Source organism: Geobacter psychrophilus (assembly GCF_056821595.1).
This window is the reverse complement of the sequence record NZ_JBXDTU010000004.1, coordinates 1,261,653-1,284,791: the sequence shown is the minus strand read 5'-3', so window position 1 is coordinate 1,284,791 and position 23,139 is coordinate 1,261,653. Positions and strand designations below refer to the sequence as shown.

The 23,139-nt window shown below is 57.5% G+C and carries 18 protein-coding genes; 13 read left to right on the top strand and 5 right to left on the bottom strand.

Translation table 11 applies throughout. The features are described from left to right. The first annotated feature begins 170 nt into the window (after positions 1–170). A complete protein-coding gene (locus tag ACOCF6_RS08230; protein WP_482459901.1) occupies positions 171–1,781 on the top strand; it encodes a hybrid sensor histidine kinase/response regulator in 1,611 nt (536 codons plus the stop codon). A 4-nt stretch (positions 1,782–1,785) separates the two neighbouring features. Further along, positions 1,786–3,198, top strand: coding sequence for a sigma-54-dependent transcriptional regulator (locus ACOCF6_RS08225; protein ID WP_482459900.1), 1,413 nt, complete (start codon positions 1,786–1,788; stop codon positions 3,196–3,198). Here ACOCF6_RS08225 and ACOCF6_RS08220 read toward each other — a convergent pair whose 3' ends face one another. Continuing rightward, positions 3,199–3,543 (bottom strand): hypothetical protein, encoded by a 345-nt coding sequence (locus tag ACOCF6_RS08220; RefSeq protein WP_482459899.1) that lies wholly within the window; start codon positions 3,541–3,543, stop codon positions 3,199–3,201. Between the two features lie 54 nt (positions 3,544–3,597). Between ACOCF6_RS08220 and ACOCF6_RS08215 the strand changes: the two genes are divergently transcribed. From ACOCF6_RS08215 to ACOCF6_RS08165, 11 genes are all read left to right on the top strand, one after another. Then, positions 3,598–5,292 (top strand): methyl-accepting chemotaxis protein, encoded by a 1,695-nt coding sequence (locus ACOCF6_RS08215; RefSeq protein WP_482459898.1) that lies wholly within the window; start codon positions 3,598–3,600, stop codon positions 5,290–5,292. 18 nt (positions 5,293–5,310) lie between these two features. Next, on the top strand, positions 5,311–6,507 hold the full coding sequence (locus ACOCF6_RS08210) for a two-component system sensor histidine kinase NtrB (RefSeq protein ID WP_482459897.1): 1,197 nt from the start codon (positions 5,311–5,313) through the stop codon (positions 6,505–6,507). Next, entirely contained in the window at positions 6,507–6,893 is a 387-nt protein-coding gene (locus tag ACOCF6_RS08205; protein WP_482459896.1) for a response regulator, read from the top strand. The genes ACOCF6_RS08210 and ACOCF6_RS08205 overlap by 1 nt, the downstream gene beginning before the upstream one ends. Next, positions 6,890–9,070, top strand: a complete 2,181-nt coding sequence (locus ACOCF6_RS08200) for a putative bifunctional diguanylate cyclase/phosphodiesterase (RefSeq protein ID WP_482459895.1) — start codon at positions 6,890–6,892, stop codon at positions 9,068–9,070. Before ACOCF6_RS08205 ends, ACOCF6_RS08200 begins: the two co-directional genes overlap by 4 nt. 92 nt (positions 9,071–9,162) lie before the next feature. Beyond that, on the top strand, positions 9,163–9,933 hold the full coding sequence (locus tag ACOCF6_RS08195) for an MlaE family ABC transporter permease (RefSeq protein ID WP_482459894.1): 771 nt from the start codon (positions 9,163–9,165) through the stop codon (positions 9,931–9,933). Positions 9,934–10,091: 158 nt separating this feature from the next. Then, positions 10,092–10,412 (top strand): DUF2185 domain-containing protein, encoded by a 321-nt coding sequence (locus ACOCF6_RS08190; protein ID WP_482459893.1) that lies wholly within the window; start codon positions 10,092–10,094, stop codon positions 10,410–10,412. 64 nt (positions 10,413–10,476) lie between these two features. Next, on the top strand, positions 10,477–11,169 hold the full coding sequence (locus ACOCF6_RS08185) for an REP-associated tyrosine transposase (protein WP_482459892.1): 693 nt from the start codon (positions 10,477–10,479) through the stop codon (positions 11,167–11,169). 46 nt (positions 11,170–11,215) lie between these two features. Further along, positions 11,216–12,214 carry a virulence RhuM family protein/type II toxin-antitoxin system death-on-curing family toxin gene (locus ACOCF6_RS08180; protein ID WP_482459891.1) on the top strand — a complete coding sequence of 333 codons (999 nt, stop codon included), beginning with the start codon at positions 11,216–11,218 and terminating at the stop codon, positions 12,212–12,214. Between the two features lie 176 nt (positions 12,215–12,390). Continuing rightward, the gene (locus ACOCF6_RS08175) at positions 12,391–12,858 is read left to right on the top strand and encodes an EVE domain-containing protein (RefSeq protein WP_482459890.1); all 468 of its coding nucleotides are present in this window, start codon (positions 12,391–12,393) and stop codon (positions 12,856–12,858) included. After that, on the top strand, positions 12,858–13,610 hold the full coding sequence (locus ACOCF6_RS08170) for an ABC transporter ATP-binding protein (protein WP_482459889.1): 753 nt from the start codon (positions 12,858–12,860) through the stop codon (positions 13,608–13,610). The genes ACOCF6_RS08175 and ACOCF6_RS08170 overlap by 1 nt, the downstream gene beginning before the upstream one ends. A gap of 61 nt (positions 13,611–13,671) precedes the next feature. After that, positions 13,672–14,754 (top strand): MlaD family protein, encoded by a 1,083-nt coding sequence (locus tag ACOCF6_RS08165; RefSeq protein ID WP_482459888.1) that lies wholly within the window; start codon positions 13,672–13,674, stop codon positions 14,752–14,754. A 9-nt stretch (positions 14,755–14,763) separates the two neighbouring features. Here the strand turns inward: ACOCF6_RS08165 and ACOCF6_RS08160 are convergent, their stop codons facing one another. The 4 genes from ACOCF6_RS08160 to ACOCF6_RS08145 form a co-directional block, all read right to left on the bottom strand. Beyond that, a complete protein-coding gene (locus ACOCF6_RS08160; RefSeq protein WP_482459887.1) occupies positions 14,764–16,620 on the bottom strand; it encodes a tetratricopeptide repeat protein in 1,857 nt (618 codons plus the stop codon). A gap of 55 nt (positions 16,621–16,675) precedes the next feature. After that, positions 16,676–17,431 carry an NADH-quinone oxidoreductase subunit B family protein gene (locus ACOCF6_RS08155; protein ID WP_482459886.1) on the bottom strand — a complete coding sequence of 252 codons (756 nt, stop codon included), beginning with the start codon at positions 17,429–17,431 and terminating at the stop codon, positions 16,676–16,678. Continuing rightward, on the bottom strand, positions 17,370–20,948 hold the full coding sequence (locus tag ACOCF6_RS08150) for an alpha-amylase family glycosyl hydrolase (RefSeq protein WP_482459885.1): 3,579 nt from the start codon (positions 20,946–20,948) through the stop codon (positions 17,370–17,372). Before ACOCF6_RS08150 ends, ACOCF6_RS08155 begins: the two co-directional genes overlap by 62 nt. An 84-nt stretch (positions 20,949–21,032) precedes the next feature. Next, positions 21,033–22,928 carry a tetratricopeptide repeat protein gene (locus ACOCF6_RS08145; protein ID WP_482459884.1) on the bottom strand — a complete coding sequence of 632 codons (1,896 nt, stop codon included), beginning with the start codon at positions 22,926–22,928 and terminating at the stop codon, positions 21,033–21,035. Between the last annotated feature and the right edge of the window lie 211 nt (positions 22,929–23,139).

Genomic DNA, 23,139 nt, shown 5'->3' with positions numbered 1-23,139 from the left:
TGCCGGTTGCCTTGGCCGCGTCCTCTGCGATAAATGCTCTTTTTAGGTTTATAGATATTTGATGAGTGTGGTATGTTGCCGCCACGAGAGACCTGCCAAGCATGCCTGCCCACCTCCGCAGTGCGGTGCCTGATTGGAATCCGGTCGTGACCCGGGCAATGGAGATTACCATGGAAACATCATCACGCCTGACGGTGCTGATCATCGATGATGAACCGCTCGTGCGCACCTCGCTGGCGGTGTACCTGGAAGATGTGGGCTATTGTGTGCAGGAAGCCGGCAACGGTCGTGAAGGGATAGACCTGTGCCTCCGGGAAACACCCGACCTGGTGCTTACTGATCTGCGCATGCCGGTTCTGGACGGTTTCGCCGTGGTGGAGCAGTTGGCGGCCGGCTTTCCCGAAACGCCGGTGATTGTCATATCAGGTGCCGGAAACATCAGTGAAGCCATCCGGGCCCTGCGCCTGGGGGCCTGGGATTATATCACCAAACCGGTTGAAGATCTGGATGTGCTTGAAATCACTGTCCGCAGGGTGCTGGAGCGTGCCCGGCTGATGCGTGAGAACCGGGAATACCGCCAGCGTCTGGAAGGGCTGGTGGAGGAACGTACCAGGCAGCTGGCGGAGAGTGAGGAACGCTACCGTCAGCTCTTTCTGCAGCATGAGGACGCCATCCTGCTGTGTGCCGCTGACAGCCTGAAGGTTGTCGAGGTCAATCCGGCCTTTAGGGAACTGTTCGGCTACGATCCCGAAGAAATCCGGGGCTGCCCGGCTGCGCTGCTCTTTCCCGAGAGCGAGTGGCAGGGGATCGCACAGCGTCTCGCCCTGCTCGGGGACAAGGACATCCTGCTCTATGAACAGCTGACGGCCGCTGCCCATGACGGCTCCCTGGTGACGATCTCCTTCAAGGGGTGGCTGGTAGCCATCGAGCAGCGCTCGTTTTTCTATTTTTCCATGCGCAACATGACGGAAAAAGCCCACCTCGAACAGGAAATCAGGGCCTCCCAGGCCCGCCTGATTCAGGCCAACAAGATGACCTCGCTGGGGATCCTGGTCTCCGGCATGGCCCACGAGATCAATAATCCCAACAATTTCATCGGGGTCAACGCTGCTCTGCTGGCCGACATCTGGCGGGATACGCAGCCGCTGCTGGAGGAGTGTGGCAGGCAGGATGACGGCATGACCCTGGGCGGGCTTCCGATAGCAGAGGCCGCTGAAAACGGAACGCGCTTGATTGACGGGATCATGCGCGGCTCGGCCCGCATCAATACGGTTGTCACCGGACTCAAGGATTTCTCCCGGACAGATACGTCCGGTCTGAACGATGTCATACAGCTGGCCCGGGTGATACACGATGCCCGTGCGATTCTCGATCATCACATCCAGGGGCGCACCGACTGTTTTCAGGTCTTCTGCGAAGAAGACCTGCCGATTGTGCGGGGGAGCCACCAGCAGATCGAACAGGTGCTGATCAACCTGCTGGTCAATGCCCTGCAGGCGCTACCGAACCGCAGCTGCGCCGTGCGGGTGGAGGCCCGTCACGATCCTCTTGCTCGACAGGTCATTCTCACGGTGGCGGACGAGGGGATCGGCATGCCTGCGGATGTGTGTGCCCGTGTCACGGAACCATTCTTTTCAACCCGCCTCGATCAGGGGGGCACCGGCCTGGGGCTTTCGATCAGTTCCTCGATTGTCGGCGACCATGGCGGAACCATCACGTTTACATCCGAACCGGGCAGGGGGACTGTGGTTACAGTCCGGCTGCCGGTTGCCGAGGTATGATTCCATGAAATCAATCAGCCCTGCAAACCCATTCACTGTCCTGCTGGTCGATGACGAACAGGATGTCCTCTTCAGTTACTCGGTCATGTTTCGCAGTGCGGGCTTTTCCCACGTGCTGACCGAGGTTGACAGCCGCGCTGTGCTTGCGCTGATGGAGCAGCAGGCGGTGGACCTGGCGGTGCTCGATCTGCAGATGCCGTACCTGGGGGGCTATGAGCTGCTCTCGCTGATCCGGGAAAAGCACCCCCATGTGCCGGTGATCATCGTGACCGCGGCCAATGAACTGGAGATGGCGGTGGCCTGCATGAAGGTCGGCGCGGTCGACTACTTCGTCAAACCGGTCGAGAAGGGGCGGCTGATCGCCAGTGCCCGTCGTGCCCTGGAGGCGCGTGAGCTGCGCTCCGAGCTGGCCTTTCTCAAGGATCAGCTGCTGGACGGTGTCCTGCAGAGTGAGGGGGCGTTTGCCGACAGCATCACCTGCTCAAGCCGCATGCAGCGCATCTTTCAGTATCTGGATGCGGTTTCCCGCAGTTCCCAGCCGGTTGTGATCAGGGGCGAGACCGGAACCGGCAAGGAATTGCTGGCCCGTTCCGTGCACACCGCCAGCGGCCGTGCAGGGGCCTTTGTGGCGGTCAACGTGGCCGGCCTGGATGACCAGATGTTTGCCGACACGCTCTTCGGACACCTGCGGGGCGCCTTTACCGGGGCCGATCAAAAGCGTGAAGGGCTGATCGCCAAGGCGGCCGGCGGCACGCTTTTCCTGGACGAGATCGGAGACCTGGAACCGGCTTCCCAGATCAAGCTGCTGCGACTGCTGCAGGAGGGCGAATACTTCCCGCTCGGTTCCGACACCCCCCGCCGCTCGGATGTCCGCATTGTGGCCGCCACACACCGCGACCTGAACCGGCTGCAGCAGGCCGGCGCCTTTCGGGCGGATCTGTATTACCGCCTCTGCACCCACCAGGTTGCGCTCCCCTCGCTGGCGGAACGTCGGGAAGACATCCCCCTGCTGTTGTCGCACCTGCTGAACGAAGCGGCCCGATCCATGGGCAAGGATGTGCCGACCCCGCCGCCTGAACTGGTCGGCTACCTGGCATCCTATGCCTTCCCCGGCAATATCCGTGAACTGCGTTCGATGGTCTATGATGCGGTGGCCCGCCACCAGCGCGGAATTCTTTCCATGGAGAGTTTCATTGAGGCCATGGGGGGGACTTCGGCGGCCCCCGTTGCTGCCGGCGATGCCTCCACCGAACGCCTGAGATTTCCGGATGGGCGCATCCCGACCTTGCGGGAGGCCGAGGACGCACTCATCGCCCAGGCCCTGACCCTGGCCGGCGGCAATCAGGGCGTTGCCGCCCGCTATCTGGGAGTGACCCGCCAGGCCATCAACAAGCGGCTCAACCGCACAAAAGAATGATCATGCCTGGTTATTGCCGGTAAAATCCACCCTCCCCTTGCGGTAGGGGGAGCTAACGGCAATTTCCTGAATCATGCCCAGTTTCCTCCGTCCCACCTGCCTAAGAACCCCTGCGACACCTGTTGCAGGGAGCCCCGTTCGTTGCCGCTGCACCCCGACAACTGCCAGCACCAGCAACTGCCGATAGAATCCTGATTCCCTCCCGATTGACGTAAAACCCATCTGTCCCCGGCACACCTGTTTGACGAACCATATGCAACGGACGTCGTATGCCTGTTGGACGCAGTAATGGTGCAACTGTCCGATATTGCAGCTGTTGTTGAGATTGGCACGGCATCTGCTCACTACAGTCGCCTACAACAGTCATGGATGCGTCAACAGATTCAGAGGAGAGATCACATGTCAGACAAAAAAAGTAAGATCGGTTTTGGAACAAAAATTCTGATCCTGGTGCTTGTCAGCAGTATCGGGCTATCGCTTGTCACCACCGCCATCGCCCTGAAGGAGTATGTTGACTCCTATCAGAGCTTCATTGCATCCTACCGGAAATCCCTGTTCAGCGATTTTGACAGTCAGGCCAAAGGTCAAGTGGAGCTGGCCGTCAGTATCCTGCAAAGGATTCATGATCGCCAGCAGAAGGGCGAAATGACCCCTGAGGATGCCAAGAAACTGGGCGCCGACGTGCTGCGCAACCTGAAGTACGGCAAGGATGGCTACCTGTGGGCCGACACAACGGAAGGCTTGAACGTGGTCATGCTCGGCAAGCCGGTAGAAGGTACCAATCGTCTGAACATCCAGGACGCCAAAGGAAAATATCTGATTCAAGAGATTATCAAGGCCGCGCAGCAGGGTGGCGGATATACGGATTACTGGTTCCCCCGGCCGGGTGACACCCAGGCGTTTCCCAAGCGTTCCTATTCTCAACTCTTCCAGCCCTTCGGCTGGGTCATCGGCACCGGCAATTATGTCGATGATCTGGAAGCGCTGGTCAAAAAAGCCGGCGATGAGAACAAGAAACACCTGATGCAGGGGATCTACCTGATTCTCGGTGTAACGGCGGTCCTGATTATTATTATCTCCATCCTGTCAGTCATTGTTACCCGCCGTTTGCTGCGGCATATCGGCACCGAGCCCGAACACCTGGCGGAGATCACCCGCCAGATTGCCGACGGAGATCTGTCCATGCGCTTTGAGGAGAACCGCAGCGGTATTTATGAGGCGATGCGGCAGATGGTAGGCCAGCTGCGGATGGTCATGGAACGGGTGAACGGTTCCGCCGGAGAGGTTTCGGCGGCCTCCATCCAGCTGCATGCCACCTCCAAGAATATGGCGGCCGGCACCGAAGAGGTGGCCTGCCAGGTTGCCACGGTATCCACCTCCGGCGAGGAGATGGCCGCCACATCCCACGACATCGCCAACAACTGCAATTCGGCGGCCGACAATTCCCGCCATGCCAGTGAACTGGCAACCAGTGGCGCCGCCATCGTTCATCAGACGGTCGAGGGGATGCAGCGCATTGCCGGCAGGGTCAAGGAGACCGCCCGTCAGGTTGAGGGGCTGGGTATGCGCTCCGACGAAATCGGCGCCATTATCGGCACCATCGAGGATATTGCCGACCAGACCAACCTGCTGGCATTGAATGCTGCCATCGAGGCGGCCCGTGCCGGTGAGCAGGGGCGCGGTTTTGCAGTCGTGGCCGACGAGGTGCGGGCCCTGGCCGAGCGCACCACCCGTGCCACCAAGGAGATCGCCGGGATGATCAAGGCGATTCAGCAGGAGACCCGCCAGGCGGTTGCTTCCATGGAAGAGGGTGTCCATGAGGTTGAAGCCGGAACCTCGGAGGCCGCCCGTTCCGGCAGCGCCCTGCAGCAGATCCTGGACCAGATCAATGAAGTCACCGGCCAGATCAACCAGATCGCAACAGCCGCTGAAGAACAGAGCTGCACCAGCCGCGAGATCAGCAACAATGTGCACCAGATTACGGACATTATTCAGGAAACAGCCCAGTCAAACCAGGAAACCACCGAGGCCGCCAATATCCTGTCCCGTCTGGCAACCGACCTGGAGCAGATGGTCAGGCAGTTCAAGCTGTAAGCAAAGGTCCTGACCGCGATGCCGCTGCTCTCATCCATAGCCGGGTCTGTTGAGGAAATCAAACGTCTCAGGGGCACGCTGGCCGATATCATCGATTCCCTGCCATCCATCATACTGGTTGTGGACCGTCAGGGGCGGGTTGATCTCTGGAACGAAAAGGCTGAACTCTTTTCGGGCGTTCAGTCCGCCGCTGCCCGCGGCGAGCTGGCAGCATCACTCCTGCCGCAGTTCGCGTGGCAATTGGGGCAGGTGTTCGAGGTGATTGACCGGCAAGTGCCCTGCAGCCACGGCAAGGTCCAGTTGCAGGAGGGGGATTGCAGGAAATTCTACGATTTACAGATCTGTGCGCTGACCTCCGAGGGTGCCGGGCGGGCGGTTGTCCGCATCGACGACATTACCGAACATGTCCGCATCGAGGATATCATGATGCAGACCGAGAAGATGATGATGGTCGGCGGACTGGCGGCGGGTATGGCACATGAGATCAACAATCCGCTGGGGGCCATCATGCAGAATGCCCAGAATATCGAGCGGCGCATCTCTCCCGAGATCGCGGCCAACCATGAGGCTGCCCGGGAGGTTGGCGTCAGCCTGGATAAGGTGCGGGCATATCTGGAGAAGCGGGGGATCCCCGGGTTTATCAGCCACATCCGGGAGGCCGGTTCCCGCTCCTCCAGGATCATCACCAGTATGCTTCATTTCAGCCGCAGAAGCGAATCCCGCATAGAGCAGGTGGACCTGGCGCTGATTATTGACCGGGTCCTGGAACTGGCCGCCAATGACTACGATATGAAAAAAAGCTATGACTTCCGGCATATCCGGATTGTGCGGAACTATGACCGGTCACTGCCGCCGGTCGCCATCACGGTCCTGGAAGTCGAGCAGGTACTGTTGAACATCATCAAGAATGCGGCCCAGGCCATAGCAGCAGCCGGCCTGCCGCACGAGCCCCGCATTACGGTGCGAACGCGTTGTTCAGGCACTCAGGCGATCATCGAAATCGCGGACAATGGTCCCGGCATGGAGGAAAAAACCAGGCACAGGATCTTCGAACCATTTTTTACGACCAAGGATATCGGCGTGGGCACCGGCCTGGGCCTGTCGGTCTCCTATGCCATTATTACCAATAACCATCAGGGTAGCATTGAGGCCTGGTCACAGCCGGGTGAGGGTGCACGGTTTACGATCCGCCTGCCGATCAAGGGGAGGTCCTAATGAAGTGTTCAATCCAGATACTGATTGTGGACGATGATGAGATGATTCGAGATTGCATGACCGCCTTTCTGGAGGATGAAGGTTTTTCGGTGCACACTTCAGCCAGTGCCGAAGAGGCCCTCATGGCGATTTCCGCCCTGAATCCGGCCGTCTGCATTACGGACATGCGGCTTCCCGGCATGAACGGTGAACGCTTCATCTGCAAAGCGATCGAAATCTGTCCCCAGACCCGCTTTATGATACATACCGGTTCAGCCTATGTGCTGGCGGAAGAGCTGCGGTCAATCGGTATGAACTCTGACGATGTGCTGCTTAAACCGGTGCATGATCTCAGTCTGCTTACGTCGCGGGTGCTGGCGGTTGCCGGCAGGGAGCATCAGCCATGACATCGACTCGCAAGCCGACCTTGCTGACCATCGATGATGAAGCATCCATTCGCTGTAGCGTCGCGGCTTTTTTCGAGGATAACGGCTTCGCTGTCATTCAGGCCGCTAACGGCCGCGACGGGCTGGAAATTGCGCGGCAGGTGCAACTGGATGTGGTCATCACCGACCTGCGCATGCCCGGGCTTGATGGTCTGGAGGTTATCACTGCGCTGCACCGGATGGATGACAACCTGCCGGTCATCATGCTGTCCGGTACGGGAGTTCTGGCGGATGCGATCGAGGCCTTGCGGAGGGGGGCCTGGGATTACATCGCCAAGCCTGTGCAGGAAATGGCGGAACTGGAGCTGATCATAGCCCGCTGTTTGGAGCGCGCCCGTCTGGTGCGGGAAAACCGCTCATATCGTGACAATCTGGAACATCAGGTCGTCCAGCGTACCGCCGAGCTGCGCAAGCTGACCACCGCCGTGGAGCAGAGTGCCAATTCGGTCGTCATTACGGATCTGGAAGGGCTGATTGAATACGTCAATCCCAAGTTTACCCAACTGACCGGTTACCTGCCTGACGAGGTGATCGGCAGGAATCCGCGCATTCTCAATTCAGGCCGACAGCCCGACAGCTATTACGCCGAGATGTGGAAAACAATCTGTTCCGGCCGGGAATGGCAGGGTGAGTTCTGCAATAAGGCCAAGGATGACCGTGAGTATTGGGAGTTGTGCAATATTGCGCCGATCAAGGATGAAGCCGGCAGCATTACGCATTTTGTGGCCATCAAGGAGGATATCAGCGAGCGGAAAAGGTATGAGGAAAAGCTGTATTATCAGGCCCATTTCGACGCCCTGACCGGTCTGCCCAACCGCTATTACTTCAAGAACCATCTGGAAACGCAGCTTGAGCTGATCGACCGGCAGAGCCAGTGCCTGGCGCTGATGGTGCTGGATATCGACAACCTCAAGTCGGTTAACGATACCTTCGGCCATGAGTTCGGTGATTTGCTGATCAGGGAGATCGCCTATCGTCTGGAATACGTGTGCGGCCATGACTGCCTTGTCTCCCGCTTTGTGGGTGACGAATTCGTAGTCATTCCGCCGTTTTTGACTGAAGCCGGCGATGCCGTGGTCCTGGCCGAAAAGATCCGCAGCGCCATGAACGGCAGTTTTGAGATCAAGGGCACCGATGTGATTACCACCGCCAGCATCGGGGTGGTGATGTATCCCGGAGATGGCGAATGTGTCGAGAGCCTGCTGAAAAACGCCGAAGCGGCCATGTACCAGGCCAAGAAGGATGGCAGGAACGCCATCTGTTTTTATACCCGCGAACTGAATCGCCAGCTGGAGCAGCGTTTTGCCATGGAAACACGGCTTCACAAGGCCCTGGAGCGCGGCGAGTTCAGCCTGCAGTATCAGCCCCAGATCAACCAGGCCCAGGGGACCATCGTCGGAGTGGAGGCGCTGCTGCGCTGGACACCGACCGGTGAGGCACCGGTTTCCCCGGCCCAGTTTATCCCGATTCTGGAGGAGAGCGGGCTGATCGTGGCGGTGGGCGAGTGGGTCTTGATGCAGGCCTGCAGCCAGGCGGTGCAATGGCGGGAACAGCATCTGCCGGACATGCGCATGTCGGTCAATATTTCGGCCCTGCAGTTCATGCGCAGCCATCTGGATGTAACGGTCAGGCGGGTGCTGGATGCCACCGGCCTTGATCCGCGCCATCTCTGTCTGGAACTGACCGAAAGCATGATCATGATCGACAGCGCCCGTACCATGGAAAAACTGACTGCCCTGGCAGCAGCCGGCATCACCTTTTCGCTGGATGATTTCGGTACCGGTTATTCCTCCCTGGAATACCTGGGGCGTCTGCCGATTAATGAGCTCAAGATCGATATGTCGTTCATTCGCCGGATGCTGACGACCAGAAACGATGCGGCGGTCGTCAACACGATCATTGCCATGGCCCAGGGTCTGGATATGGAGCTGGTGGCGGAAGGGGTCGAGACGGAAGCGCAATTGAACTATCTGGCGGAACGGGAGTGCGGCGTTATTCAGGGCTACTATTTCAGCCGGCCCCTGTCGCCGGAAGACGTTGGCGATTTTGTCAGGGCATGGCATCCGCCGCCTGCCCGGCCGCTATGGGTACCCCGGCCCGCGGATGTGCTGTACGGCGGCTGCAGCTATCCTGATTGATTTCAATTGAATTCCCGCCGGTGCCGCTGATATAGTGCAGCGTCATGGAAAGCAGCCAGTAGTGCCCGTGCCCGGCTGCCCGCAGGGAAGCAATGAACATTGCCATCATCGACAAACTATTACTGGATTTCTTCGCCGACCTGCAGGGGTACTTCGCCCTGGCGGGTCGGACCATTGTGCGCATGTTCCGGCGCCCCTTCTATTACCGCGAATTCGCGGTCCAGTTCGACAAGCTCGGTTTTTCCTCCCTCTTTATCTGCATATTGACCGGTCTCTTCACCGGCATGGTCATGGCCCTGCAGGCCCTGATCCAGCTCAAGCCCTTTGCCGCCACCAGCTACGTGGGGGGCATGGTGGCGGTGACCATGATCAAGGAGCTGGGGCCGGTGCTGGCCTCCCTGATGGTGGCCGGCCGGGTCGGTTCGGCCATTACCGCCGAGCTGGGTACGATGGTCGTTACCGAGCAGGTGGACGCCATGCGGGTGGAGGGGACCGATATCATGAAGCGCCTGGTTGCGCCGCGCCTGCTGGCCATGCTGCTGGCCATGCCGCTGCTGACGGTCGTGGCGGATGCCATTTCGCTGCTGGGCGGCTACATCATGGCCTCGGGCTACGGCATCAACCCGACCATGTATATCAAGGGCATCCCCCAGTTCATGGTTTTTCAGGACCTGATCGAGGGTCTGGCCAAGCCGGCTTTCTTCGGGTTCGTGATCGCCCTGACCGGCTGTTATGTGGGGCTGAACACCCGCGGCGGCGCCGAGGGGGTCGGCAATGCCGCCAAACGGGCGGTGGTGATGTCGTCGGTGATCATCCTGGTGTCGGATTTTTTCATTACCAAGGTTTTTGTGGCGTTCCGCTGAGAGTCGGGGAGAACCGGATTTGTAATGGAAGAAGCCAAGAACATTCGAAGCCCTCAAGGTTCCCTATAGAGGTAACAATTTCCCCATATAGGGAACCGGTTGCCTATATGGGGAACATTGTCTAACCGGTCAATAACAAGTTGAACGAGGTAGTTGAAGTGACAGATAGGAAGATCATCTGCGGACCGATTCTGGCATCAGATCACATCGCCAAGGAAGGTCGCAAAGTGTGTTGGATGTTCCGGCAGGTGCCACACCATGAGCACGACAGCGGTTGGCGTGTGTTCAGTGGAGACGAAACACAGGAATACGCCGACGACGCGAGTCACCTAGCTTGGTACAATGCGTCGACCATCGTGGCGATCGATCCGTCAATAGCACCGTATCTGGACGCACCGGTTGGATCAGCCTTTGAACGAGAATCAGGAAATGATGAGTTCGTTGCAGTCAACGACTTCGACACATCTGACAACGAGTGACAATTTGTGAAGGGTACAAAGAATAGAAGGAATAAGGGGACAGGCTGATTATTGAGGTGCAACTATGCCAAGAATTGCAAGAGCATTAACCGACAACGCATTCTATCATCTTATCAATCGAGGTAACGGCAGACAGCAGGTTTTTCACAAAGACGGTGATTACCGCGCTTTCATTGATCTTATGCAGACTGCGCGGGAAAAGTTTGCTGTGCGGTTGCATGCCTGGTGCTTAATGCCAAATCATTTCCATCTTCTCGTACAACCAGAACAGGCCGACCAACTGAACAAAATGATGCAATGGTTAATGACAAGTCATGTTCGTCGTTATCACCAGCATTACGGTACCAGTGGCCATGTTTGGCAAGGAAGATACAAGAGTTTTATTGTCCAGGATAATGATCATTTGTTGACAGTAGCCCGTTATATTGAGGCCAATCCTGTAAGGGCGGGACTTTCGGAGAGCGCCGCGCAATGGCTCTGGTCTTCCCATGCTGTACGCGGCACCGAACGTGATGGCGTAAATATCGACTCATTTCCGATACCACTCCCTGAAAATTGGACCCGTTATGTCGATACGCCAATAACTGATGCAGAAATAGAAAAGCTCAGAAACAGCGTGAACCGCCAGACACCCTTTGGTAAAGAGGATTGGAGAGACGATCTGTGTGGGAAAATGGGACTGGAATCAACGGTACGATCTCGCGGATGGTTAAAAGGTCGTAAAAGGGGCGTCAATAATCAGCCTGTCCCCTTATAGACGTGCATATAGAAATAACGTAATGCAAATAGCCACTGGGAATCCCATGACTACCGACAACACTAACGACATCATTATCTATCAGAGTCCCGATGGTACCACCTCGCTCGACGTTCGCCTTGACCATGAAACCGTCTGGCTGACTCAAAAGCAGATGGCGGATCTGTTTGATAAGGACAGCGATACTATCGGCTTGCATATCCGTAATGCATACAAAGAGGGGGAGTTGCAACCAGATGGAACTACCGAGGATTCCTCGGTAGTTCAAAACGAAGGTACCCGCAAGGTACGCAGAAAAATCCGTTTTTATAATCTCGACGTCATTATCTCCGTTGGCTATCGGGTCAAATCCAGACAAGGGACCCAGTTCCGCCAATGGGCCACGCGAGTTCTTCGAGACCACATCGTCAAAGGCTACACGCTTAACGAGCAGCGTTTTCGTGAGCAGGCCGAAAAGCTGGCAGATATGCGCCAGACCGTGGAATTATTGGCCCGCACCCTTGCCAATCAGGAGCTGGTCAGCGAAACCGGCAAAGACGTTCTCCGGGTTATCACCGATTATGCCTATGCCCTGACGCTTCTGGACCGTTATGACCACGGTACCCTGACCATTGAGGAAACCACCCGGAAGACGCTGCATGTCATCACCTACAACGAGGCACTTGAAATAATCACCTCCATGAAGCACGAGTTCGATGGTCTCTTTGGTATTGAGAAGGACCAAGGATTCAAGAGTGCCTTAGGGACAATTTACCAGACCTTTGACGGCAAGGAACTCTACCCCAGCATCGAAGAGAAGGGAGCAAACCTCCTGTACTTTGTTGTTAAAAACCACGCTTTCAGTGACGGCAACAAACGGATTGCCGCCGCCATCTTTATCTACTTCCTGGGCATGAATGGTATTCTCTATCGCTCCGACGGCAGCAAACGTTTGGCAGACAACGCTCTGGTAGCACTGACTCTTCTGATTGCCGAGAGTAAGCCCGATGAAAAGGACACAATCGTCAAAGTGATTGTGAATTTGATTAACCGGCTGAATGATTGATGTCAAACGAAAGAAATCGCCAACAAGGCACGACCGGCCCATGAAAACCAGGCCGGTCAGCCTCATACCCGTTTGCTCTCAACGGTGAAGATGGGAACGAGCCAGAAGCAGGTTGTGCAAGGGCGCTTTTGAGGCTCAAAAAAGAATTCTCTACACCAACTATCAAAGGTGTCACCATGAACTACTGGCTTTTCAAAACCGAACCGGGTTGCTTCTCCTTCGATGACCTGCGGAACCGTCCGGACATGACCGAGACGTGGGACGGGGTGCGCAATTTCCAGGCCCGTAATTTCCTGCGGGATACGGTCCGGGTCGGCGACCGGGTGCTGTTCTACCACAGCAGTATCCCCGAGCCGGTTGTCGTCGGCATCGCCGAGGTCGTGCGTGCGGGCTATCCCGACCATACGGCACTTGACCCGAACAACGAACATTTTGATCCCAAGGCTTCTGCGCAGAATCCGATCTGGTACATGGTGGATGTGCGCTATAGCGAGCCCCTGCCGCGGCCGGTCACCCTGGAGCAGATCAGGAACAATCCCGCGCTGGCGGAGATGCCGCTGGTCAAGCGCAGCCGCCTCTCGATCCAGCCGGTTTCAGCGGAAGAGTGGGGCATGATCCTTGCCATGGGAGGGCTGTCGTCCTGATGAGCAGCGCCGATTCGATACGCATGGAAAAGCTGTGCTATTCCATCGGGGGCAGAAAGATCCTGGAGTCGTTTGATTTCTGTCTGGAACGGGGTGTCAACCGCACCATCCTGGGGATCAGCGGGGCCGGTAAAACCACCATCCTCAAACTGCTGCTGGGGCTGCTGCAGCCTGATGCGGGCCGGGTCTGCATCGGCGATACCTGTATTACCGGGGTCCCGGAATCCCGCTTTATGGAACTGCGCAAGCGCATTGCCATCGTTTTCCAGGGTGGGGCGCTGTTCGATTCCATGACCGTCGGCGAAAATGTCGGTTATCGCCTGTTCGAAGAGGGGCGGCTCTCAAATGATGAAATCGAGCGGATCGTGCGGGAAAAACTCGGTTTCGTCGGTGTGGAGACCTCGCTCAACCTGTATCCGGCCGAGCTTTCCGGCGGTATGAAGAAGCGGGTGGCCATCGCCCGGGCCCTGGCGTCGGACCCGGATTACATTTTTTTCGACGAGCCGACCACCGGCCTCGATCCGATCGGGGTCTACAACATCTGCAACCTGATGCAGCGCCTGCAGGCAGCCGGCACCACCACGCTGATGGTGACCCACGATCTGGCGACCGCCTTCAGCACCTCGCAGCGTTTCACCTTTCTGCACCAGGCCCGCATGATCTTCGAGGGAACTGAGGCGGAGATGCGGGCAAGCGACATCCCCGAGGTGCGTGAATTTCTGCAGCCGACGGATCAGTCGCTGTTTGTTTAAATTTTGAATACTGCACAATGCTTTGACAGGATAAACATGACCATGAACAGGCGGAAATGACATGGAACGAAGCAATCGTATTGGCTGGGCGCAGGTGCGGGCCGGGGTATTCATCTTCGTGGCGCTGGTCTTTATTGCCGTCGGGGTGCTGCTGATGGGCCAGAAGACCAAGATGTTCGTTGCCAAGGGCAAGCTGCGCGTGGTGATGGATGATGTGGCCGGACTCAAGGAAGGCGCGCCGGTCTGGCTGGCGGGGGTGGATGTGGGGGTCGTGACGGCGATCGATTTTACGGACCCGCGCAAGACCAACGAGGTCAATATCTTTCTGGAGGCCGATCATGGCGCCCTGCGCAAGATCGGGCCGGACTCCAGGATAACCATCAAAACCCGCGGCCTGATGGGCGAGAAATATGTGGATATCACCCCCTCGCAGCAGTATTTCGAAACACCCGTCACGGTCCTCCACGGTACATCGATCATGAAGCTGGATGATGTGGTCCAGAAAGCCGGGGCTACATTCGAGCGCCTGAACACGGTTGTGGATGCGATCACCCAGGGCAAGGGGACCCTGGGCAAGCTGACCACCGACCCGGCCCTGTATCAGAATATCGTCAAGCTGACCGGTGAGCTGAATTCACTGGCCGTCACCATCAATCACGGCAATGGCACCCTGGGCAAGCTGGCCCGCAGCCCGGAGCCTTATGACCGGCTGATCACGATCCTCAATCGCGCCGACCGGACCCTGCAGGATATCCAGGCCTCGGATGGAACGCTCAATAAACTGATCTACGACAAGACGCTCTATGACAAGCTGGTGGCGCTGGCGGAAAAAAGCAACCAGGCGGCCGATGATGTCCGTGAACTGAACAGGAAGATCACCTCCAAGGACGGCACCCTGGGGTTGTTGATCAATGATCGCGAATTTTATGACAAAGGGCTGTCACTGCTGACCAGGGCGGATAATTCCGTTAAATCCATCGAGAGTATTGCCCTCAAGGTTAATACTGGCGAGGGGGCTGCCGGGCGGCTGGTCAATGACAGAGAGATGTACGATCGCATGAACCGGATGATTGAGGATGTGGATGCCCTGGTCAAAGACTTCAAGGAGCATCCGCGCAAGTATATCAAGTTCTCAGTGTTCTAAGCCGGATGATTACCGCTTGGGTCTTGCCAGTGCTTCAGCCAGTGCGGGATTGAGCCTTGTCAACTGCTGCAGCGCCTTGACGACCTGTTCCATATCACCCAGCCGGATAGAAAGCAGCCCCAGGTTGTACCACGCCAGATCGTAGTCGGGATTCATCGACAAAGCTGCCCGATAGGGCTCTCCTGCTTTACGCAAGTCCCCAAGATATTCATAGGCCAACCCCAGATTGTTATACATGATGCATTGCAGCCGGTCATGCTCCTCGCGGCTTAGTGCCGCATCTCCCACCTGCTCACCGCTGGATAGAATATCTTCGCCGGTAGTGAATCGTGAATTATTCACGTTCAAGCGCTGCAGTGTCATACCCAGGTGGACCTTTGTCATCGTCAGATAGACCTGGTTCAGTTCCAGGGCGCGTACAAAATGCGGCAGAGCCTTGTCCGGCTGGGCCGCATTCATATATTCCCCTGCCAGATTAGCCGCAGCGAGGCCGTTAGCGGGGGCTTTACTGACCGTATCCTGCCAGAGCAGCAACGGATCATTCCACACCTGATTGCGGGCAAAGGTCAGACCGCCCAGAACAAGACAGATTGTCATGAGCAGCGACCAGGCTGCCGTGGATCCGGACTTTCTGCCAAGGGCTGCCAAGGCGGCACCGGAAGCCAGTGCCATAAAAAAACCGACAGAGGGGAGATAGATGCGATGTTCAAAGATTATATCCGTAATCGGAAAAATGCTCGACCCAACTGTCATTGCGATATAAAACCAGACAATCCCCAGGGAGGCCAGCCGTTGGAGAGATCCCTGTAACCGGGCACCTGCGAGCAGTTTTCGTCCGGACACCCGGTACAATACCGCAGCGGTCATGAGCAGGGAGATGTGCAGGGCCAGAGAGGCGATAACCGGCAGGGAAAACAGGGTGGTATAGATGTGGTAGGTGTGAAACAGGCTCTGGCCGAACGGCAGGCAGAGCAATCTCAGGTAGGTTGCCACAACACGGGTCTGGGTCAGGAAGTACGTCGATCGTGAAATGAAATGATCCTCTGTCGTTGCGTGATGCAGGCTGGAGAGAAAATCCTGCAGCGAACGGTCGTGCCAGGTTGTCAGCACTGCTGCCAGTACAAGTACGGCCAGTATTCCGCAGACCCTATAACACCTGCGGTTGAACAGCCGTCCCCGGAACATAAACAGTTCCAGGAATATCAGCATCAGCGGCAGTGTGACTGCGATCTGCTTGCTGCCCACGGCCAGGATTCCTGTCGCAAGGCAGGTTACTCCCAGGAGCACAGGGTACAGCAGGGTGCTGCGTTTATCGCATTCAAGCCGTGCCCTGAGGAAGGCTAGAGCCGACAGCAGGTACAAGAGGGTTGCCAGAGACGTATAGCGCTGGATGATGTAGGTGACCGCCTGGGTCTGGATCGGGTGAACGGCAAACAGCAATGCAGCTGAGAAAGGAACAAGACATTCTGCAAAGGCCGTCCCTTTCTCGCTGCTGTCAGTGGTGGGAAACGATGTGCGCAGGGCAGCCAGAGCAGAAACAATCAGGAAATAGAGGGTGATCGCTGCCGAGAGGTGGATCGCCAGATTGACCAGGTGATAGCCCGCTACCTGCAGGCCATGGAGATGGTAGTTGAGGGCGAAGGTGGCGTCTGTCACTCGCCGCGAACCACCGTGAAGCAGGGTTGTCAGGATATCCTGTGGCCCGATCGAGCGGATATTCCTGAAGTCATCCATGACATACTGCACCTGCAGCGTATTTGAATACGCCACCCCGCCGGCCAGCATAATCAGGGCGATCTGCATGAGCCGCCAGCGGCGCAGGTCGCATGTCCGGAAGCTGTTTTGTAGATTGGTCAATGCTTTCATGAACGAAGTCTGGTAACGGTTTTTCCGGCCGGATACATTCATGATCAGGTGGGGATTATAACCGCCCGATCAGGCGCAGCAGGCCGTCAAGGATGGTCAGGGGGTGGGGTGGGCAGCCCGGTATATAGAGATCTACCGGCAGGAAGGTATCCAGGCCGTCATGCACCTCGCGGTGGCCGCGGTACGGTCCGCCGCTGATGGCGCAGGCGCCGGCGGCGATGACCAGTTTGGGGCCGGGGATCGCTTCCCAGGTCTTGAGCAGGGCGACGCGCATATGTTCGGTGACCGGTCCGGTCACGTAGATGCCGTCGGCATGTCGCGGGCTGGCGACAAACTGGATGCCGAAGCGCCCCAGATCGAAACCAACGGTGGAAAGAACATTGGTATCGGCTTCGCAGGCGTTGCAGCCTCCGGCGCTGACCTCGCGCAGCTTGAACGAACGCCCGAACAGTGTCAGCAACTCCCTGCCCATGGCATGTGCCAGCCGCTGCTCTTCGTCCTGACGGACCACCAGATCCTCGCGCTCGGATGTGGCCAGCTTCTCGTTGCGTTCAAACGCAATCGCGCCGGTCGGACAGGCCCGGGTGCACTCAGGGCAGAACAGGCAGGTACCCATATCCAGTGTCAGGCCGTTGAGATTGCAGACCGCACCGACCGGACAGGCCTCCACACACAGATGACATCCCGCAGGGCACAAGGACTGATTGAGGCGCGGATAGCCCCTGAACTGCTCCGGAAGTACCGCCGGCTCAGCGGGGTAGTTTATTGTCCGGTGTTTTTGCCGTCTTCGTTCGAGTAGTGCCTTGAACATCCGTCTTCTTCCTTGCAGGCTTCTTGGAGTGTACAGGATCAGCACCGCTTTTCGGGGCTGTTTCGACCGGTTTCAGCAATTGCAACAGCAGTTTCGTGCGATAGCCGGCGTGGGCCGCCAGCTCCAGTTGCTGCCTGTTTTCAGCCGCCAGGCGGCCCAGCCAGGTTGCAACCGTGCGGGCAGATGGCTGACTTGCGGCGTGCTCCATGAGGTTGATGATGGCATACCATTCCAGCAGTTCTTCGAAGCGCTCCTTGTTGAACCATTCCGTGCCCCCGCTGACATGTACTTGCATGAAATTTCTGCCGGCGAGAGTAGCGAATGCGCGTTCAAACGGCGTGAACGTATCCGCTGAGTCGGCCGAATCGCGGGACAGCAGCGCCTGAAGAAGCAGAGCCGCTCGCTGGCCTTCTTCCGGTGCGGTATATCCGCCAGCCTGTTTCAGGCTGTAATCGAGTCCATACTGTTCCAGATCGACACGACTGCCTTTGAGCAGCAGCAGCATCAGCAGCAGCTGACCGCCGTTGGGCGTAGCAAGAAGCTTCAGGGCTCCGGAGAGCATCTTCCGGGAAGCAGGTGCTGATGGCTTGATGCCTTTCAGCATGGTCAGGAATGTCAGGCCGGCCGGCAACCGTACCCGTACGGCACGCTGAAGGTCGGCTCCCGCGCCGGACTGCGCCGGCAGAGCGGCCAGGAAGTTCCGCACCAGCGGGGCAAGTTTCTTCCTGTAGGCTGATTCTGTCGTGATGGTCGCAGGATCCAGTTCCAGAACGGCCCGGAAGGCGGCATTCAGGCTGGCATACTTCATCTGGGTGAGTTCGTCCTGCAGACTGACGACGCCACGGCCGTTCAGTGTGCTGCAGAGTCGGCCCCATGATACTTCGGCGTCCTCCCTGATTTCCCGGAAATCGGTAAAGACATGGAATTCGTATTCACCCAGTTCGGCGTAGAGTCCTTTTTCTGCCAGTTCCCGGCTGTTGCGCAGAAAGACCAGCCCCAGGGTATGGTCCCGGAAGCTGTAATACACCTGGTCATCATTGACAAGATTCAAGGCTGCTGAGAGGGTTGTGCGGCGAAGGTCCGTGTGCTCGCTATCCGCATGTGCTGCAAAGGCGACCGACTCACGGACCCAGCCGGCGGTGGACGCATAGCGGTTGTGATACAGTACCAGGCCACGCTGTTCGCCGGCCCGGTTGGAATAGGCAAAAACGTCCTCGTTGACGGAGTCGCCCGCGTAAAAATCGTACAGCACGAAATGCTCTGAACCGGAAAAGAGTCCCCGGCAGCGCAGGAGCGGGAATATGCGCTGTTCGTGGAGCCAGATCAGGTGGCCGTCGGGCGCTTCATCCCAGTAGGCCTGTTTGTATTCCATGCCGTATTTTTCATGATACCCTTCGATCTGGCCGTGCCCGAACATGGGCAGGCCGGGCATGGTTGCCAGCAGCACGCAGGCCCCGAAATACTTGCCTTCGCGGCCGAACTGCTCGACGGCGGTCTTTTCGTCCGGGTTGTTCATGAAGTTGACAAAACGCTTGAGCACTTCGGGATTGAATTCCAGCACATTCTTGATGGTCTGGCGGTATTTGGCGTTCTCCTCCATCTTGAGCATGTTCATGAAGGCGCTGTTGTAGACCCGGTGCATGCCGAGGGTACGGACGAAATAGCCTTCCATCAGCCAGAATGCTTCGGCCAGCAGCAGGGTGCCCGGCACTTCTGCCGCTACCCGGTCAACCACCTCGCGCCAGAATTCGGTCGGGAAGACGGTGTCGAACTCCTCGCGGCTCATGCCGTGCCCGGCGCGGGAGGGGATCCCGCCGCCCAATCCGCGCACCGGGAACCACAGCCGCTGGAAGTGTTTCTTGGCCAGGGTCATGGCGGCATCGAAGCGGATGATCGGGAAGCTGCGGGCCACATGCAGGATGGTCTGGATGACCGCTTCGCGTACCCCGGGGATCAGGTAGTTGAGCTGGGCCGTATCGTTCCAGGGGATCGAGGTGCCATCGTTGCCGTGATAAATATAGCGGATACGGCCTGTGCCCCGCTCGATCAGGCGGAATACAACGGCGGCATCGGTTTTGGTCCAGTAGCCGTCCTCGACCTGGATGACGACATCCGGGGAATGGGAAAGGTCTTCACCGTTGAACTGGTAGGTCGGGAAGGGTGGATAGTCGGTCTGGACAAACCAGTCCGGGTGCTGCAATACCCAGCGCGAATAGATACCGGTATGGTTGGGCACCATATCGCTGGCCAGGCGTATGCCGCGGCGTGCTGCCCGATCTTTCAGATTGTGCAGCGCTTCCCAGCCCCCCAGGTCGCCGGCGATTTCGTAATCGTAGAGCGAATAGGCCGAGGCAATGGCCTCGGGATTGCCGCACAACTGCTTGATGTGCTGGGAGGCCGGTGAGCGTTCCCAGATGCCGATCAGCCAAAGTCCGGTGAAGCCCCAGTCGGCCAGACGATCCAGTTCAGCGTCCGGTATCTGATCGAGGCGGGTGATGGGTCGGGCATACTGTTTCGAGAGCTGGTGCAGCCAGACATAGACCATCTTGGCCATCAGGACAACATTGGACATCCAGTCGGCATCCGCTGAGAAATGTTCATATTCGGGATACTCATAGCCGCCGAAGATTGAGCTGCCGTCGGCATGGCCGGCACCGCCAACCCCGCTGCCCGCAGCGCCGGCACGTCCCCCCCGTCCGAATTCCATCACCGGAGGTGGTCCCGGTTCGCCGGTGCCGCCCCAGCCCCGCTCTTCCTCCAGCAGGATGTCGAAGGACATCAGCAGCTCCTCCAACAGTTCGGCCGGCAGCAGCGCGCCCCACTGTTCACGGATGAAACCCACCTGACCGGAGAGCGAATCCGGGCTGGCCAGGATCGGTGCCCTCAGGGCCTCTGCCAGTGTCATCTCCAGATTCGGCAGCAGCGGGCTGTAAGACAGGGCGAGTTCCAGGTCTGCAACCAGTTGCGGATAGGCGGGGGCTGTTGCCGCCAACTGGCGGTCGTCCAGGATCTCACGGAAACTGTCGAGAGCCGGGTTACCGGCAGCCAGACGCAGGAGCAGCAGTTCCCGCAGAACCAGCCGCTGGCGTGGAATTGCGGATTCCGGCGCATGGAGCCATTGCCTGCCTTCGGCGGGCGGTACCCCGTCAGGCGGGAACAATTCAACAAAACTCGTAGCGGTCAGAGCAGTCGTCGCGTCGGCGGCAGTACGCCCGGAGCGCCTCAGTGCGTCCACCAGCACATCAGGCGTTGCCTCCGTGGCAATTACATCAATCAGGTGGTGGTAGACCTTCAGCAGTGTGGCGTACATGTTGAGCTGACCGGCATGGACAAAGGGGGTTGCGCCCGTTCGGCGGCGGTTGATTCGCAATGCCAGCTGTCGATAGAAGATGATGTCGGGGATGGCGCGATCTGCAATCAGGCGCGAAAGAGGTCCCAGATCGAGCTGTCGCCAGTGCTGTGCATCGATCTGGATGATATGGGAAAAATAGGGTGCCGAGGAGCTGTATTCAGTCATGAGAGTACCCGGTGGTCTGAAACAGTGTGCAAGTTGGGGGTGCTGGGCTGACCCGCCCAGGTTGTCTGCCGGCCAAAGGGCTGGCTACTGCTGTTTTTTCTGTGTACCCGGTTTTTTGTCAGTCGTTTTTTTGCTTTTTGAGCCCTTGGATGCCTTTGCACCTTTTTTGCTTTTCCTGGATTTGCTTTTTTTACTTTTGCTGATTTTGCGCGGTTCCGGATTGAACTCGTCACGGATATTGTTGAGTAAAACAGCGGTCTCTTCCATGCTGGGGTCCGCCTTTTTGGCTGCCTCGAGCATTTCCTTGGCTTCGTTGATCCGGCCGGTTTTCATGTAGAGCCGGCCGAGCGCATTGAGCGAGCGGGCGTGGTCGGCTTTATGCTCAATCGCCTTTTTATAGCCGGCGATGGCATTTTCGTAATCTTTCTTGAATTCGTAGATCAGTCCGAGCTTGTAGTGGTTGTTGGGATCATCGGGGAACAGTTCCGCCGTTCCTTTGAGCAACTCGGTAATTTCATCATACTGCTTGTTTTTTACGTAGATGGACACCAGGGCGTTGCGGGTGTCCATGTCGTCCTTCTGCTGTGCCAAGGCCTTTTTATAATGCTCCACGGCCTTGTCATTGGTGCCCTTGGCCCTGTACAGGGCGGCTATCTCGCGGTTGGCTTCGACGTTGTCAGGCGAGTGTTTCAGAAAGGCCGAATAGGCCTCAATGGCCAGACCGGTTTCCTTGTTGCGGGCGAAAATGCGTGCCAGTTTGAGTTGAATGTCGGGGCTGTCCGGCTTCAATTTGAGAAATTCGCCGTAGTGTGTTACCGCCTCCTGATACAGGCCGCGGCTGCTGCGCACGTCAGCCAGGCGCAGGTGGGCATCGGCGCTGTCCGGCTTGATACGTATGGCCTGTTTGTAAGCAACGACCGCTTCATCAAGCTGGCTGCGCTTCTCAAAAAGAATGCCCAGGTTCAAATAGACTTCATGGTTGGTGCTGTTGAGATGGGCGGCCTCTTTGTAGGCTGCAATCGCTTCGGCATCCTTGCCGATTGAGCGATACAGGTTGCCGAGTTTTTCATACAGTGTTGCCGAACCCGGGTTTTCCTTGATGGCGGCTTTTATTGATTCTGCATCCTTGGCGGGGTCGCCGGATAGATGGCCCTCACCCGCTGTTATTGAATGCGGAGCGGCTGTTGCGGCGTTCTTGGGCTTACCCCCCAGCAGATACTGGTATTCAGCAGATTTGGCATCGCCCTTTTTTTCGTAGATAGCGGCCATCATCAGGTGAATCTCGCGATTCTGGGGGTTGCCGGTTTCAGCCTTTTTCAGGGATTCCAGGGCCTTGTCCTGCTCGTTTCGTGAGATATAAATCGAGGCTATGCCGATATGGGCTGATTCGGAATTGGGGTCGGCCGTCAACGCCCGGCGGTATTCCTCCAGGGCCTTGTCGGGTTGGGAGGTTGCGGCATAGGCGGCTGCCAGGCCGGTAAACACTTCGGCGTCGCGGGTCAAATCCCGGGCGGCCTCATTGTAGTGGTAAATCGCCAGGGGGAACACCTTGCGTTCTGCCAGAATACGGGCCATGGCCTTATGATACCTGGGATTGGGGATCGCAGAAAGGCCGCGAGCCAACTCGACCGAGGCATCGTCATTCATGCCCTTCTGGGCATAGAGCAGCCCCAGGTTGCCGCTGGCCAGGGGAAAGGTGCGTTCCTGCTGCAGTGCCTTGCGATATTCGTTGATGGCACCGTCCAGGTTTCCGACGCGTTCGAGTTGCACCGCCGATACAAAGTGCCCGGCGGCGCCATCGGGACAGAGGGAGAGAATCTTTGCCTCGGATTGGCGAACCTGGACTTCATCACGCAGGGATTCAAGCGAACCGGCCAACTCCAATGCATTCTTGCAGGGATCGCTTCCGAACCCCCAGCTGAAGCCGGTCAGCAGGGTGGTGGCGCAAAGCAACATCAGGTAGTTCCATGGTTTCTGCATATGTCATTTTCCTTGATTGGCGCGTTAGTGGTGGGGGATTATACATGCCATCCGGCAAAGTTTCAATTATTTAGGCGAAGTTCTTGATTATTTGTCACAGTGTGAGATAATGCCGACAGTCGAGTAAACCGTCCAAGCTCTTATAAACGGGATGGGTACCTTCCGGGATTCCTTTCTGCAAAACATGACAGAAATGTATTCCAGATTTACT